15 protein-coding genes are annotated in these 13,634 nt (G+C 66.6%); 5 read left to right on the top strand and 10 right to left on the bottom strand.

The genetic code is table 11. The features are described from left to right. The first annotated feature begins 89 nt into the window (after nt 1-89). Together ACZ7MX_RS14260 and ACZ7MX_RS14255 are read left to right on the top strand one after the other, a co-directional pair. Nucleotides 90-854 (top strand): alpha/beta hydrolase family protein, encoded by a 765-nt coding sequence (locus ACZ7MX_RS14260; RefSeq protein ID WP_472131925.1) that lies wholly within the window; start codon nt 90-92, stop codon nt 852-854. A gap of 357 nt (nt 855-1,211) precedes the next feature. Continuing rightward, nucleotides 1,212-2,651, top strand: coding sequence for a recombinase family protein (locus ACZ7MX_RS14255; protein WP_472131923.1), 1,440 nt, complete (start codon nt 1,212-1,214; stop codon nt 2,649-2,651). A gap of 173 nt (nt 2,652-2,824) precedes the next feature. On the opposite strand, the gene ACZ7MX_RS14250 is transcribed toward ACZ7MX_RS14255, so the two are convergent. After that, the gene (locus ACZ7MX_RS14250; RefSeq protein WP_472131921.1) at nt 2,825-3,391 is read right to left on the bottom strand and encodes a hypothetical protein; all 567 of its coding nucleotides are present in this window, start codon (nt 3,389-3,391) and stop codon (nt 2,825-2,827) included. Between the two features lie 319 nt (nt 3,392-3,710). Between ACZ7MX_RS14250 and ACZ7MX_RS14245 the strand changes: the two genes are divergently transcribed. Next, nucleotides 3,711-3,926, top strand: a complete 216-nt coding sequence (locus ACZ7MX_RS14245) for a hypothetical protein (RefSeq protein WP_368451197.1) — start codon at nt 3,711-3,713, stop codon at nt 3,924-3,926. Between the two features lie 185 nt (nt 3,927-4,111). Here the strand turns inward: ACZ7MX_RS14245 and ACZ7MX_RS14240 are convergent, their stop codons facing one another. The 4 genes from ACZ7MX_RS14240 to ACZ7MX_RS14225 all read right to left on the bottom strand — a co-directional run bounded on the left by ACZ7MX_RS14240 (nt 4,112) and on the right by ACZ7MX_RS14225 (nt 7,630). After that, nucleotides 4,112-5,485: a replication initiator gene (locus ACZ7MX_RS14240; protein WP_472132512.1), complete on the bottom strand. Its 1,374-nt coding sequence runs from the start codon at nt 5,483-5,485 to the stop codon at nt 4,112-4,114. A 293-nt stretch (nt 5,486-5,778) separates the two neighbouring features. Next, nucleotides 5,779-5,973 carry a hypothetical protein gene (locus ACZ7MX_RS14235; RefSeq protein WP_472131919.1) on the bottom strand — a complete coding sequence of 65 codons (195 nt, stop codon included), beginning with the start codon at nt 5,971-5,973 and terminating at the stop codon, nt 5,779-5,781. Further along, nucleotides 5,970-7,274, bottom strand: coding sequence for an FtsK/SpoIIIE domain-containing protein (locus ACZ7MX_RS14230; RefSeq protein ID WP_472131917.1), 1,305 nt, complete (start codon nt 7,272-7,274; stop codon nt 5,970-5,972). The genes ACZ7MX_RS14235 and ACZ7MX_RS14230 overlap by 4 nt, the downstream gene beginning before the upstream one ends. Then, nucleotides 7,274-7,630, bottom strand: coding sequence for an SCO3933 family regulatory protein (locus tag ACZ7MX_RS14225; RefSeq protein ID WP_472131915.1), 357 nt, complete (start codon nt 7,628-7,630; stop codon nt 7,274-7,276). Before ACZ7MX_RS14225 ends, ACZ7MX_RS14230 begins: the two co-directional genes overlap by 1 nt. Before the next feature lie 179 nt (nt 7,631-7,809). On the opposite strand from ACZ7MX_RS14225, the gene ACZ7MX_RS14220 reads away from it, so the two are divergent. Next, a complete protein-coding gene (locus ACZ7MX_RS14220) occupies nt 7,810-8,592 on the top strand; it encodes a GntR family transcriptional regulator (protein ID WP_472131913.1) in 783 nt (260 codons plus the stop codon). Between the two features lie 509 nt (nt 8,593-9,101). Here the strand turns inward: ACZ7MX_RS14220 and ACZ7MX_RS14215 are convergent. The 4 genes from ACZ7MX_RS14215 to ACZ7MX_RS14200 all read right to left on the bottom strand — a co-directional run bounded on the left by ACZ7MX_RS14215 (nt 9,102) and on the right by ACZ7MX_RS14200 (nt 10,772). Further along, the gene (locus ACZ7MX_RS14215) at nt 9,102-9,374 is read right to left on the bottom strand and encodes a hypothetical protein (protein ID WP_472131911.1); all 273 of its coding nucleotides are present in this window, start codon (nt 9,372-9,374) and stop codon (nt 9,102-9,104) included. Nucleotides 9,375-9,587: 213 nt separating this feature from the next. Beyond that, nucleotides 9,588-9,824 (bottom strand): DUF7848 domain-containing protein, encoded by a 237-nt coding sequence (locus ACZ7MX_RS14210; protein WP_472131909.1) that lies wholly within the window; start codon nt 9,822-9,824, stop codon nt 9,588-9,590. Beyond that, the gene (locus ACZ7MX_RS14205) at nt 9,824-10,027 is read right to left on the bottom strand and encodes a hypothetical protein (protein WP_472131907.1); all 204 of its coding nucleotides are present in this window, start codon (nt 10,025-10,027) and stop codon (nt 9,824-9,826) included. The genes ACZ7MX_RS14210 and ACZ7MX_RS14205 overlap by 1 nt, the downstream gene beginning before the upstream one ends. Before the next feature lie 211 nt (nt 10,028-10,238). Next, on the bottom strand, nt 10,239-10,772 hold the full coding sequence (locus ACZ7MX_RS14200) for an ATP-binding protein (protein WP_472131905.1): 534 nt from the start codon (nt 10,770-10,772) through the stop codon (nt 10,239-10,241). Nucleotides 10,773-10,988: 216 nt separating this feature from the next. Between ACZ7MX_RS14200 and ACZ7MX_RS14195 the strand changes: the two genes are divergently transcribed. Next, on the top strand, nt 10,989-12,359 hold the full coding sequence (locus ACZ7MX_RS14195) for a sporulation protein (RefSeq protein ID WP_472131904.1): 1,371 nt from the start codon (nt 10,989-10,991) through the stop codon (nt 12,357-12,359). A gap of 663 nt (nt 12,360-13,022) precedes the next feature. Here ACZ7MX_RS14195 and ACZ7MX_RS14190 read toward each other — a convergent pair. Continuing rightward, a complete protein-coding gene (locus tag ACZ7MX_RS14190) occupies nt 13,023-13,250 on the bottom strand; it encodes a hypothetical protein (RefSeq protein ID WP_472131902.1) in 228 nt (75 codons plus the stop codon). Nucleotides 13,251-13,634: the final 384 nt, after the last annotated feature.

Raw genomic sequence — 13,634 nt, 5'->3', positions numbered from 1 at the left:
GGTGCTCCCCCTTCCCGTCACGGCCGGCGATTGACCTAGGTGTCGCCGGGAGCGCCTCGACCACAAGGCACTCCCGAAGGGCAACACCTATGTACTCTCTGCGGTTCACCACCGAGTCGTCGTCGAACGGCATACGCGAACGCGACTTCACCGTGGGCGATGTCCCCGGTGTTCTCTGGTCGCCGGCCTCCGGCGCCGATCGCGCGCCCCTGATCCTGATGGCCCACGGCGGCGGCAATCACAAGAAGCACCCGGCGATGTCCGGCCGCGCCCGCCTTCTCGTGACCGGCTGCGGCTTCCACGTCGCCGTCATCGACGCGCCCGGTCACGGTGACCGGCCGCGCACCGCGCACGACGAGGCAGAAATCGCCGAGCTGTTCCGGGCGCGGGCGGCGGGCGAGCCGGAAGGACCGATCGTCGTCCGCTACAACGATCACCTGGCCGAGCTCGCCGTCCCCGAGTACCGGGCGACCCTCGACGCCCTCCAGGAACTCCCGGAGATCGGCACCGACGGGCCGGTCGGCTTCTGGGGCATCAACATGGGCACCGCGATCGGCATACCGTTCGTGGCGGTCGAACCGAGGATCACGGCCGCGGTCTTCGGTCAGCACTGGCCCGACGTCCTGGCCGAGAAGGCGAAGCAGATCACCATCCCGATCGAGTTCGACCTGCAGTGGGACGACGAGCACATCTCGCGCGAGGAGGGTCTCGCCCTGTTCGACGCCTTCGCCTCGAAGGAGAAGTCGTTGCACGTGAACTCGGGCAGGCACAAGGAGCTGCCCAGGTTCGAGGCCGACAGCGCGGTGCGGTTCTTCGCCCGCCACTTCGGCCACGCGGTCACCCCGCGGGCCTGACGCACCCGGTTGCGGCGTGGCCTGCCGGCCGGGCGCCGCCACCGCGGCCCGGGTTCGAGGCCGCGCATCGCCATGCCGCACACGCCTGCGCCCCGACCTCCAGGAGGCCGGGGCGCAGGCGGACGGCAACAGGCTCGGGCTATGCGGCAGCCGGCACGGGGAGCTTCTCCTCCGCGTCAGCAGCAGCAGCCGCGCCCAGGCTGATGCTCTTCGCGCTGTTGTACGCCTCGCGGTCCAGGATCTTCTCCTTGGCGGAGACCAGGATCGGGATGACCGACTGGCCGGCGACGTTGGTAACCGCCCACTGACTATGTACGTTAATCAGTGCGGGCGGCTGACGGAGGGGAGCCAGTCATCATGGCCAGGCCGAAACGCGTGGGGATCTACGTCCGCATCAGCAAGGACCGCAAGGGGCAGGAACTCGGCATCCAGCGCCAGGAGAAGGCGTGCCGCGACCTGTGCGAACGGCTCGGGTGGACGGTGCTCAAGGTCTACCCGGAGAACGACACGTCGGCATCCACCACGAGCCAGCGTAAGCGCAAGATCTACACCGAGATGCTTCGGGACGCCCGGGAGGGCGTGATTGACGGCATCGTCGTCTACTCGATCGACCGCCTCACGCGCCGCATTGCCGAGCTGACTCACTTCCTGGAGGAGCAGAAGGAACACGGCTTCGCATTCGCGACAACGGAAGGCGAGGACACCGCCACGGCCAACGGACGCATGATCCTCACGATCAAGGGCGCCGTGGCACAGCAGGAGACCGAGCGCATGTCAGAGCGCATCAACCTCTCACTGCTCCAGCGCCGCGAGAAGGGCAAGCCGCACGCGGGCGGAAGCCGGCTCTTCGGCTTCAAGGAGGGCTCCAACTTTCAGGAGCTGGAGCCTGAAGAGGTGGAGCTCATCCAGCTCGGCTACAAGATGCTCATGGACCAGCGGACGCCGGGAGATGTGGCCCGAGCCTGGAACGAGAAGGGCGCGCGAACCCCTGAGGCCAAAACGGTCTGGGACATCCAGAAGGTCAAGAGGGTCTACCGGTCCGAGCGCATCGGCGGCATCGTCACATATAAGGGCCAGGACCTCGGCGACAGCGTCTACCCCCACCCGCTCACCCGCGAGGAGTGGGAGAACGTGCAAGCCGTGCTCGACAGTCGCGCCACGCCGGCGAAGAAGGGGTCAGGAAAGCGCAAGCACGTTTACTCGGGCGTCCTGAAGTGTGGCCACTGCGGATCAACCATGCGCATCCAGTGGGCAACGATCCAGGGGCGCACCTTCCGCCGAACTTTCTGCCACTCCGCCCAGGTTGGCGCAAATGGTGAGCGGGGATGCGGCAAGGTCAACCGCCGCTACGACTGGATCGAGGCCCGGCTGAACGAAGTGGTTGAGGCCGCGCTGATGAAGCGCAGGCCGCAGCCCCAAGCCAGCTCTGACGATGGCCTGGCCGAGGAGATACAGGTCTTGGAAGAGCGAATCCGGGGACTCCGCAGCCGGTGGAAGGAAGGCGGATTGGACGACGAAGACTACTTCGACTCGTTGACGCATCTCCGTACCGACCTGCAGGCGCTCCGGGCCCGCGAGGCAGCATCGGTCGTCAAGCAGTCCCGCACCGAGACAGACGCCCTGGCCGTCTGGAGGGATGAGGACATGCAGAACCTCGAACGGCGCCGGGCCATCGTGGCAAGCGTGATCGCGGAATGCGAGGTCTTCAGTGTCGGCAGGGGGCGGAAGAAGCCCCCGGAGCTGGACTCAATCAAGGTGTGGCCGATCGGTGCTAAAGACACATCTCCCGCTTCTTGACTGGACCGAACCATGCCATCGCACCCAGTGAGCGGGATGGCGCCTGACCCCCTACCCACCCAAAGGCCCCTCGTATCCACGCGAATGGGGCCTTTGGGTCACTAGGTCGACACTCTAGGCCCGAACTCCGATGGTGCGCACACATGGCGATCGATAGTCACGCCTTATCTATTCTACCGAGGGCGGGGAATCATCGAGATCGAGTGACGGATCCACGCCTTTTCGAGATCTTTAGCAATCTCTGCCCATTTGAGACAGAGTTGAACGCGCAACCCAATTGGCCATGCGTCACCAATTTCCCGGTCAGGGTAGAACATTTCAAGAGCCTTGACGACCTGCTCTCGCGCCTGCAACTTCCCTTCCGGCGAGCCATAGTAACTGCCATCAAGGACATCCGAAACCTGCTGGGGCGAGCAGTTAGTGTAGTGCCAGAGCAAGAAAGGGGGCGGCACTGATGGCATGTCTGATACTAGATAATGGATCTGCGCAAGGAATTCTCGATTTGCCTGCATCTCGTGAATCGGCAGTTCATCAATACCCTCAAGCTCAGAGAATTTCGTGTAATCAGGCCCGTTCTTCAGTCTATGACTGAGGACAGTTTCGTCATCACACAGCACCCCGACTTCCACTTCTTCTAGCGGCGAGGCAGAGGGCACCATAAGGCACTCCAAAGCCTGTTCAGCCTGTCGACGGCGTTCTAGCCAATATGCGACATCACCGCCCCAGCTTTCGATCGTCAACTCCAGGAGGTCCCTGCCGGGCAGCTGCTTCCCCCCGAGCCACGCAAAGTATGTGCTGCGGCTAATGCCCACGCTGGCGCAAGTGGCCTTAGCAGTCCCATCCGAGCCTGCCGCGTCCCGTAAAGCCCTCAGCTCTATAGCGAAGGCTTGCAGTGGCTCGTCTGGATCAAGTGGGCTTGGTCGCCTTCCCATGCCGCCCCCCTCTGGTTCTGCATAGTCTTGAGAAGTATCGAGGTAGTCCCGAACTCTAGCCCCGACACGGCCCCCTCCCCGACGCTGAGGTTGTCCAACACGGCTGTTTGCAACGGAGGTTGTTCAGATGGGGCTGTCATTCAGCGTCAGGCTGCTGCTTGTTCTGGCGGCGGCGCTGGCGGCGATCATCGTCGGCATGACAGCAGGGCTGCTGGCTCGGTGGGACGGTGCGCGCGTGCCGGCCTGCATCGCCCGAGGTGGAGGAGCCTTCGGACTGAGTCTTACTTTGATGATGCTGGTACTTACCAGCCTCGGCGCCTTGGGCGGAGGCCCCTCATCATGAACGCCCACAGGCATGCAGAGGGTCAACTCATTCCGTTGAGGGTGGCAGAGACCTGACCTCCCACACGCGTGCAGCCAAATAGCCGTCCACCACGGCTGACATGCGGGCATCGTAATCCTCCGGGGGCACCCAACGGGCGAGGATGTCAGCGATCCAATCCGGGAGCGAAGCAGGCTGGGCATCTGTCATAGGCGCTCGCCCCGCTCCCGGAGCACCTCGCGAGTGATCTCGCGGTTAAGAGCAAGGTCATGGGCGACGCCAACGGCGATAAGGGCAGCGCCGGGGGAATGGCCGGAGCCGACGTAGCGCCAAGAAGCATCCGTGGCCGCGCCGGGCGCATCGTCGTGCCCCTCGTGTGCAGCCCGTTCCGCCCGCAGTGCCGCGAACGTTGCTGAGTACGCCCGGGACTTGGTGAGGACGTGCCCGCGGAATCCGAGGGAGTGCGCCCAGGAACGCAGTCGCAGCGGTTCGAACTCAGCCAGGCCGCCAAGCCGCCAGCAGGTCCGCATCAGGGCCCGAACATGCGGCGAGGCAGGCACCGCGTCGATGTCGTCCCATGACGAGAGCCGCCTATCGGCGCCGGACGCCGTTTCGCTCGCTCCCTTGGTGACGTACTTGGCCAAGTACGCAGCCACGGCGTCGTCCGACAGGCCGTAGTCCTCGGTACGAGCGCGGAGCGGCCGAACGTCGATCTGGCGGCCCCAGCGCAACGCGTGCTCGCCGACGGCTGGGCTGTAAGGCGTCCGCACGGCGACGGAGCGGGCCGCAGCTTGCACGGCGGCCGTGAGCCGATCGGCTGTGCCCCAGGGGGGCGGTGGGTCTGCCGGTCCGGCCGGGCCGTCGAGCCGAACGACGGCGTGGACGTGAACCGCCGGGCGCTTCTGGTACTCCGCGACCTTGGCGAAGGACAGCCGAGCGTGAGCGGGGAAGTGGCTCTGCGGCAGACCGGCCGTCACGGCGAGGCGTCGACGGACAGCACGAGTGAAGCGGTCCCAGAGCTCACCGGCGTGCGCGTGCCAGAGGACATGCGCCACGTAGTCGTAGCAGTCAGCGCAGAGCGGTTGGCCGACCAGGGGGTCAGCGGGGTCGTGGACGGAGGAGCAGCCGGTCGGGCGTTCGTGTGCGCAGTGGGCCGCATGACGTCGCGGCCGGCAGCGTTCCCCGGTGGTTGATACGCGATGAACCGGGCCGAAGGACGGGGCGGTCAGGGTGACGAAGAGCCGGGGGTGTTCGCGTACGTCGTCCGGGACGTTCTTGCCGCCGATGAGCCCGGCGCGGACGAGGTGGAACGTGTCTCCGGCGTGGAGGCGGGAGCAGGGTGCACAGACGGTGGCGCGGCGGTTGCGACAGCGGACGAGGAGGCGTTCGCCGGGTTCGTTTCGGGTGTCGTAGCTGTGCAGGATCTCGCCGGTCGTGGCGTCGCGCGTGGTGGTCGAGCCGGCCAGGTGGACCGGGTGGGCGCAGCCGCCGGTGGCGGTGATCTGCTCAAGCCAGCGGGGGAATTGCGGGTCTTGTGCGAGTCGGATCGCGTCGCGGTCGATTTCGGAGAGCTGACGCAGGCGCGCCGCGCGGTTGAGGGTGGCGCGCCTGTCAGCCGAGGTGATCTCGGCGGGGATGGTGGTGACCTCCGGGGGTGGGCCGCCAAAGCGGCACGGTGGCTAGGTGGTGGCGTGGTGTCGTCCATGGCGTTCGCTCCTTGAGTGGTGAGGTGCTGGGCGGAGAGTCAGCGGATGGTTCCCGCGCCCCGGCAGATCCGGCACTTGCGCCGGCGACCGGTCCAGGTGGTACGAGACCCTTCGCCCTTGCAGTGAGGGCAGCGCACACGGCGCATGGGCATGTGTCTCTCCTGTTCCTAGGTGTGTTGGAAGCCGGAGAAGACCCAGGTCACGAGACCGTTGATGGTGAAGATGACCGGGGTCTGGCCGATGTAGACGCCGAAGAGTGCGATGAGTACGGGCTTCCAGGCCCGGACGTCGCGGGAGCGCACCAGAAGCACGGTGATGATTCCGAAGGCCACCGCGAACGGGATGGCTGCTACCTCGCTCATGCGTCTGCCTCCGCATCCAGGGATTCCAGGGCACGTACGAGGCCCGGGAGTTCGGGAGCCAGCTCGGCGTACTTCACCGCGGCTTCCCTGGCCTCTTCAGCCCGCGTGAGGTGCGAGCGGGCTCGGCCCCAGCCGCAGTCCGTGCCGGTGCAGACGGCTACGCCCTTCTCCTCCGCGCTGATCGACTGAGCTACGGCCACGGCGTCCTTGTTGAGGTCGCCGAGGGTCATCTCCGCCGTGCCGGGGTCGTTCACCCGGTGGCAGATCCGACCGCCGAGTTGGGCCCGCAAGGCAGTGACGCCGGAGCCGAGTTCAGAGCCGACCCGCTGCCCGGCGACCACCAGGTGGAGTCCGAGTGCGCCGCCGAGCTGAGCCAGCCGCAGGAGGTACGTGGAGCACTGCTCAGCCTCTGCCCGATCTCCCCGCGTTCCGTTGGACAGGTACAACTCGGCCAGTTCGTCGACGATGAGGACGACCGGAGCCGGCCGCTGTTTCTCGGGCAGCTCCCAGATCGAGCGCGCGCCCGCCGCCCGGCAGATGCGCATCCGGTCCTGCATCTCCACCACGAGCGCGCCGAGTACGGCGGCAGCCTCGCGGCGGCAGGTGGCCAGAGCAGTGAGCCGGCTGCCGAAGAGCCCCAGTTCCATGCCTCCCTTGCAGTCGGTGCCGACGAGGGCGACCGGTTGCGGCGCGAGCTGGGTGATGAGGCGCGCCAGGAGCGTGGACTTGCCCGATCGGGTTGCCCCCGTGATTAGCCAGTGCGGTTCCTTCCGCAGGTTCATCACCCATGCGCCGCCGCTCTCCAGCGCCCCGAGCAGGACCGAGAGGAGGGCGGCGGGAGCTGAGGCAATGCCGGGACGCTCCAGGGGGTCGCTGGCAGTGGTGACCAGGCGGACGATGCCGCGCTCCGGCGAGGAGACGCGGACCGCGTGCATGCGCCAGGCGTGCGCCAAGGCGTCCGCAGCCGCGATGAACGGTGCCGGGGTCTGGCCCGCGTGCAGCCGTACCTCCATGCGCAATCCCGTCCGGGTCGCCGTGGGGAAGGAGATCCGCGGAGCGATGGGCCGCAGCGCCTCTCCCTTGACGACCAGGTCGCCGACGCGTCCGCGCGTGGGTCGGCGTGAGACGGTCAGGTCGTTGATCAGGGCGACCTTCCGCGAGCTTCCAAGGACCCGGACAGCGGCCACCGGGTAGCCGGTGAGGTACCAGGAGCTGACCGGGTACCGCTCCCGCATGTAGTTGCCTACGACTAGGACCCAGGCCAGCGCTGCCAGGAGGAAGGCGATCGTGATCGGTCCCATCACGCATCACCGGCCTTGCGCTGAGCGGCGCCGGTCGGAACGGCCGGCACGGGCGTGATGGCGGCGGCGCGGAAGCTGATCCCGTGCCGGTCGCCCATCGCCCACGCGAAGGCTTCGAGGCCAGTGACCTTGATTTCGTGGCCCTCTTCGACGCCCTTCGGCTCTCCGGTGACCGAGATCTCGATCACCGAGACCCGCCGGCCTTCCTGTCGGACCGTGACGCCGACGGTGTAGATCGTGTTGCCGTCCCGGTCCTTCTTCACCTCCTTGCTTTCGAAGTCCGCGATCTTCGGTTCCGGCGCGACGGCGCAACGGAGCACGCCGAGCCGGGTCGTGTCCACAGGGATGGACTGCATGTTGTTTGGCCTCCTTGGCCACTGAAGTGTCAGCCATATCGGCTGACGTCACTTGTCCTGACGAGTTACGACTATGAGCCTCTATGCGGCTTGCGCGCAAGTACTTATGCTGACGAGTGATGTGCGACGACTGACGTCATGCGCACCCTCGCCTATCCGACCGAGACGAAGGCCCCGTAATGGCAGAGATTCAGCGCCCGGGAGCGCTCTATCAGCAGGTCGCCGCCGCTATCCGCGAAGCGATCTTGTCCGGAGAGTTCGAGCCCGGAGCGCCGCTCCCCTCGGAAGCCCAGCTCATCGAGCGCTACAAGGTCTCCCGCCCCACCGTGCGCAACGCGATTGCCGCGGTCCGGGCCGAAGGGCTGATCGAGGTCAAGCACGGCAAGGGCAGTTTCGTCCGGTCCTCCGGTCTGCCGGTGCTCACCGTCGAGCGCCGCGTCAGCCGCAACGGAGCGGGCCAGTTCACCACCGCTGACGGCGAGACCTGGAAGATCGTCGACGGCCCGAGTGTCTACCGCACGCAGACCACCGCGGCCACCGGATCGCTTCTCCAGCTGGGAGAGGGGGAGGAGGAGTTCGGCTGCGACCGCACGCTCCTCGACCAGGCTACCGGCGCCCGAGCTTTGCACCGCACCTTGATCCCGTTCGCCACCGCTGACCAGGTGCCGGGCCTCGCCGACAGCCCCGACGCCGAGCCGGAGGCGATCTACGGAATGCTCGCCAATGCTGGCCACGAGCTGTGGTGGCACGAGACCGTACGCGCGCGCATGCCCCTCCCCGACGAGCGGTCTGCCCTGCACCTCCCCGACGCCACCCCGGTCCTGCACACCACCCGCACCGCACACGGCCTCGACGACCAGGCCCTCATTCTGGAAGAGCTGTGCCTCGGCGCCGACCGCGCCCAACTCGGCTATCGGATCACCGCCGACGAGGACGGCAACGCGCGCACCGCGACGGCCTGACGGCTGACGATCGGTCGAAACCTTCTTTACTTCCTCAAGGGCGCGCCCCTGGCGCGCCGGCGGCCGGGCCGCCCCGGCGGGCTGCGGCCTGGCGGCCGGTCCCGCCGGACGCCCCGCCGCCCACACCAGCACGCCCATTGGCGTTCGAAGGCGCCCTCCCCACCCCGGGAACGGCGGAAGCACTGAGCGGCTCACATGGCGGGTGCTCTGCCGAGTGCCACTCTCGTCGTTGCGCACGTCAAGGAGGCTGGCTACGGGAGGAGAGGTGGGGGGCGTGGGCCCGGAGACCGGACTGCCACGGCCGTGGAAGCTGGGCGCCGTACTCCCGCCGTCACAGATGCGGGTGCGTGAGGAGATCGAACTGCCCGGCTGCGGCTGAGGGGGAGCTGGCAGCTGCCGCGCTGTGGCAGGGCCCGTCGTGGGCGCTCCGCTCAGCGCGGCGCCGTCGTGGTGGCGCGTCCGGCTGCGGGCAGTGGGTAGCAGGGTGCATTGGGGCAACGGTGACTTCGTCACGCCTCCCGCCGTCGAGAATGTGTGCTGCGCTGCCTCAGCAGCTCTGCCAGCTCATCGGCGGCGGGCAGGGACGCTGCGAGTCGTACGACCCCGCGCCCATCGGCATCGACATTGGGTACCGCCCAGACGGTCGACGAATCCAGGCCCGCGGCCCTCAGCGCGTCATTCAGCCGGCCCGCCGACTCCCTGGCCTGCCGCCAGCCGGACAGGTAATCGACGTTGGGGCTCCACACCCAGGCATCGGGCCCCACGTCGTTCAGGTCGCCCATCAGCCCATCTCCGTCATCGCGCATCACGTGCGCCGCCTCCGTCCCGGTGCGCTAACGCTTCATCAACTTCTTTTTGGCCGGGGCGGAATGGCAGCACAGCGGCCCCGGTACCATCAGGCACCGGGGGCCGCTGCGCCCCCTGCCGGGCCACCCTTCGCTTTCCACGGCTGACGGGGTGGCCCGGTCTCGGTCTTCGGTTGTTTTGCGCGAGGGTCAGCGAGGGCCCTCTACGAGCGAGGCGCGGTAGAAGGTCGTCACCACACTCCGGAACCCGGTGTGTCCGGTACGACCCGCATGCCGCAGGCACCACGCGTCCGGTCCCTCGGCTTCGTCCGCCGCACCTGAGTCGTCACCGCAGGACATGCACTCCTGCACGTAGATCGGGCCACTCCCCGAGGAGTCGGCCTTCAGGACCCAGTCCGCGAACCGCCAGACCGACTGCGCCGCCATCACCGAAGCTCCCGATCACCGCGCCAGACCGCGAGCTCATCCGCGGCGTTCACGCGCAGCGGTCGCCCCGTCTTGAAGACCAGCGTCAAGCCCGGCTTACTCGCCCCTCGCTGGTCGGAGCGCACCGCTTTCACCTCTCGCATTTCGCCGCGCAGGCTCACCACGTCGCCGCGCCGTACGCGGCCCGCCAAAATCCGTGCCATGCCGCACATCACCCTTCATCGGAGGCCGCGCCCAGGCCGGCACGCCTCATTGCTCAGTGGAGGTGGACGCGACCCCTCAACCCTCAAGGGGGCGTGAGCCGAGGGGCCGCGCCCGGCCAGGCGTGGTGGTCGCTCCACGCCTGGCAGTGGCCCGCCGCGGCCTCCCTGATCGCAGAAGGGAGTCCCGCCGCCGGCGACGGGCCACGTTTCTCTATGTCCGGCCGTCGGGGGCGCGGCCTACGAGGTCGAAGCGGCAGAACACCGTCTTTCCGCCCAGTTCATCCAGGGACCACCACAGGCCATCCGCCAGCCGCTGCACGATCATCAGGCCTCGTCCGGCGTCCGGCAGCACAGCCTCGGGAAGGTCACCCACCAGCTCCGGGGAGAACGCCTCCCCGAGCGGGAACATAGGCGGGGAGGAATCCTCATCAGCCACCCCGAGGAAAAGCCACTTGGGCCACTTCCGCAGAGCGACGTCAATACGCCGAGCAGCCCCTGACACCGCCAGGCCGTCGTCCGGAAACGCATGATGGACCACGTTGCCCACCAGCTCGGACACGCAGAGCTCGGCATCGTCAACGAGAGTGTCCAGCGCCCAGTCTTCGAGAGCTGAGCGAACCATCTTCCGTGCAGCCTGCGACGTGTGCCGTGATTCCGCGAACAGAGTCAGCTCTCGGAACTGCTCCAACTGCGTCGCTTCGCACAAAGGATCAATGACCCGTGAGGTCAAGACCGAGCGGCCCATCCTCCGAACGCTCATCGCATTCCCTCTCCCATTGCTGGCAGGGCGACCCCTCTGCCGTGAGAACAGTGAAGGGCAGGCAAGGCGGAGGCGGGAGCGTTCACCAGGGGGTTCACGTGAACACCGCTGAGTACGAGGGGGGTTCACGAATGAACCCCCTATGTCAGTGACCTGTGCCACGATGAACATTCGCCGTCATTCTCGGGTTGGCAGGGGAGCATGAGCCGAGAGCCGAACGCGCAGTTGATCGCAGTCATGGACGAAGCGAAGGTCTCGAACAAGGGCCTCGCAAAACGCATGAAGGACGCTGCCGAGCAGCGCGGGACCAGCCTCGGTACGACCCATGTCTCCGTACAGCGGTGGCGGGACGGTGCGGGGATCCAGCCGAGCACAGCCGCAATCATGGCGGACGTACTCAGCGCCAAACTCAACCGGCGGATCACACCCGGCGATCTCGGATTCTTCGCTCAGCCGGAGCCCACCGCACCACCGCCGGCCGCATACCCGCGCACCGTGCCCGACGTCCTGTCGACGCTGGACGGTCTCGCCGAGGAACGGGCAGAGACCCCGTCAAACAGCCAGCTGATCGTCCCCGATGCCGACCTCAGCTCCGCGGTCCTCTCATGGATCGTGGCCCGCCCAGACGGAATTCAGGCCGACCGGCCCGCCTCCCAACGCGTCGGCATGCGCGATGTCAAGGCGATCAGGGCCGCCGCCGAGATGTTCATGCAACTTGACTTCAAATTCGGCGGTGGCCACGGCCACAAGGCCCTACGCCACTACTTCCGCCACGAGGTCCTGCCACTACTCAGCGCCAGCTACAGCGAACGGGTCGGCACAGCACTCTTCGGCGCCGCTTCCGAGATCTCACAGCTGCTCGGATGGACCGCGTACGACTCCGGGAACCACGCCCTCGCGCACCGCTACCTGACCGCGACGTTACGCCTGTCCCAGGTCATCGACGACCGGATGTTCGGCGCCCGCATCCTCGGCAACCTCAGCCACCAGGCGAACTACCTCGGCAACCACGCCCAGGCGATTCAGCTCGCTCGTGCGGCCGTCGAGGGAGCCAAAGGCCGAGCGACCCCACGCGCCATGGCATTGAACTCGGCGATGGAGGCTCGCGCCTGCTCGAACGCGGGCGACCCCACCGGCGCCGGCCGAGCCATGAACGAGGCAGAACGCCACTTCGAGCGAGCCGACGCAGGCGAGGACCCGGAATGGCTCGGCTACTTCGACTCGGCAGAGCTCATGGGCAAACTCTGCCACTGCTTCCGTGACCTGAAGATGCGCCGCGAGTCGATCGAGGCCGCACAACGGGCAGTCAACGACACCGACCCGAAGTACGCCCGCACCTTGGGCTTCTGCCGGATGGTCCTCGCCCAAAGCCAGCTATTGAACGGCGAACTGGAAGCCGCCGTTGAAACCGCAAGCCTCGCCGTCGACAGCGGCGACACCCTCCAGTCGTCCCGCTTCCAGCGCTACATCACCGACTTCCAGCAGGAGGTCAGCATCCACGCGGGAAACCCCTCTGTGACTGCCTTCCACGACCAGGTACGGGAGGCCCTTGCCCGCCTGGACGACAACTAGCAGTCCTCACTGCGTGCCTGGATACTGCTCCTGCGCAGCGGCATGTCCTCAGAAGCCTGAAGAGTCCTACTCCTCAGGCTCACATACGAGTTGTCCCCCGGGGCCATTGACGCAGACTCCGTCGCCAGGACGGACCGAGTACCACTTGCTGGCGTAGGAATTGGCGGTAGTCAGGAGGTGACGTCCTTTGGTGGCATCGTCGGGCGAACTATCGGTGATCCAAGCCTCGCACCACTTGGAGCCGCCGCGGGTGTACCAGCGGATCTGCCCATGTGCCTTCTGCGTGTAGATCTGGCAACCTTCTACCTGTAGGAGCAACGAGCCATCGCTGCTCCGGGTGGCTGCGGCGTGCGGCTTGCTGCTGCTCGTTCCAGGTGTCTCCTGAGCCTGCCCAGATGCCGAGGGCGAGTCTTTCTGGGGCGAATCGTGCTCAGAGCACGCGGTCAGGAAGCAGACCGCAGCCGCCAAAGCTATCCAGCCGCGCCGTCGACGGCTCATTGCAAGCATCGCTGTCCTTGTAGCAGGGGAAGTCTGGTCGGGCAACGTGTCTGACAACCGATCACGCCAGGGAAGCAAATCCTAACGTCACAACGAACCTGCAGAGCAGTTCGGGGCACCAGGATCATCCTTGGTGCCCCGAAAAGCAGGAGTAGCCGATTCAGGCTAGTTTACTCGGCCGCAGGCCATCTGCCCCTCGCCGTTGCGGCCACAAACCTGCATCTGGTGCCCCGGACCGTCGTAGTACCAGCCGCTGTAGTAGGAACCACTGGTGTCCACGACGTGGCGCCCCTTGTCCGAGTTGTCCTTCTGGTCGAAGATCCACGCCTCGCACCCCTTGGAGCCTCCGCTGGTGTACCAGCGCATGTGGTCGTGCCCGTCTCGCAGTTGCACCTGCTCGTAGACCTTGCAGCCAGGAATGTCTACCTTCCAAGTGCCCTGCGCAGCCTGAGCCGGCGCACCGAGCGCCAGTACTGCTGCGCTCGCAAAGCCTGCGATCGTGGCATACCTGCGAACATTCTTCACTTGCGTCCCCCAGACGAATGAAACACATAGGACGCCCCGAAGGGGAATTTCGCCCCTCAGGACTACAACATGATCATATTAGTGGGGTGATTGCGTTCGATTCCAGGTGCTCATGGTCGAAAATGAGCCAAATCGGGTCTGCTAGGCCAACTCCACACCCACACTCGCCAGTTAGGCCCTCGTTTACCCAGCGGTCGGGCATGTCAGAGGCGGTTGACCGGTAGGTGTCAACACTCGGGGATCATGCGCCGG

This window comes from Streptomyces sp. NPDC107765, assembly GCF_055657085.1.
Note: the sequence above shows the minus strand (reverse complement) of the source record. Positions and strands in the feature narration are given on the sequence as shown.

Bases quoted from the DNA above. Each gene is read 5' to 3' on its own strand.
- ACZ7MX_RS14260 (WP_472131925.1), top strand. From the start codon at position 90: ATGTACTCTCTGCGGTTCACCACCGAGTCGTCGTCGAACGGCATACGC.
- ACZ7MX_RS14255 (WP_472131923.1), top strand. From the start codon at position 1,212: ATGGCCAGGCCGAAACGCGTGGGGATCTACGTCCGCATCAGCAAGGAC.
- ACZ7MX_RS14245 (WP_368451197.1), top strand. From the start codon at position 3,711: ATGGGGCTGTCATTCAGCGTCAGGCTGCTGCTTGTTCTGGCGGCGGCG.
- ACZ7MX_RS14235 (WP_472131919.1), bottom strand. From the start codon at position 5,973: ATGAGCGAGGTAGCAGCCATCCCGTTCGCGGTGGCCTTCGGAATCATC.
- ACZ7MX_RS14230 (WP_472131917.1), bottom strand. From the start codon at position 7,274: ATGGGACCGATCACGATCGCCTTCCTCCTGGCAGCGCTGGCCTGGGTC.
- ACZ7MX_RS14225 (WP_472131915.1), bottom strand. From the start codon at position 7,630: ATGCAGTCCATCCCTGTGGACACGACCCGGCTCGGCGTGCTCCGTTGC.
- ACZ7MX_RS14220 (WP_472131913.1), top strand. From the start codon at position 7,810: ATGGCAGAGATTCAGCGCCCGGGAGCGCTCTATCAGCAGGTCGCCGCC.
- ACZ7MX_RS14215 (WP_472131911.1), bottom strand. From the start codon at position 9,374: ATGGGCGACCTGAACGACGTGGGGCCCGATGCCTGGGTGTGGAGCCCC.
- ACZ7MX_RS14210 (WP_472131909.1), bottom strand. From the start codon at position 9,824: ATGGCGGCGCAGTCGGTCTGGCGGTTCGCGGACTGGGTCCTGAAGGCC.
- ACZ7MX_RS14205 (WP_472131907.1), bottom strand. From the start codon at position 10,027: ATGGCACGGATTTTGGCGGGCCGCGTACGGCGCGGCGACGTGGTGAGC.
- ACZ7MX_RS14200 (WP_472131905.1), bottom strand. From the start codon at position 10,772: ATGGGCCGCTCGGTCTTGACCTCACGGGTCATTGATCCTTTGTGCGAA.
- ACZ7MX_RS14195 (WP_472131904.1), top strand. From the start codon at position 10,989: ATGAGCCGAGAGCCGAACGCGCAGTTGATCGCAGTCATGGACGAAGCG.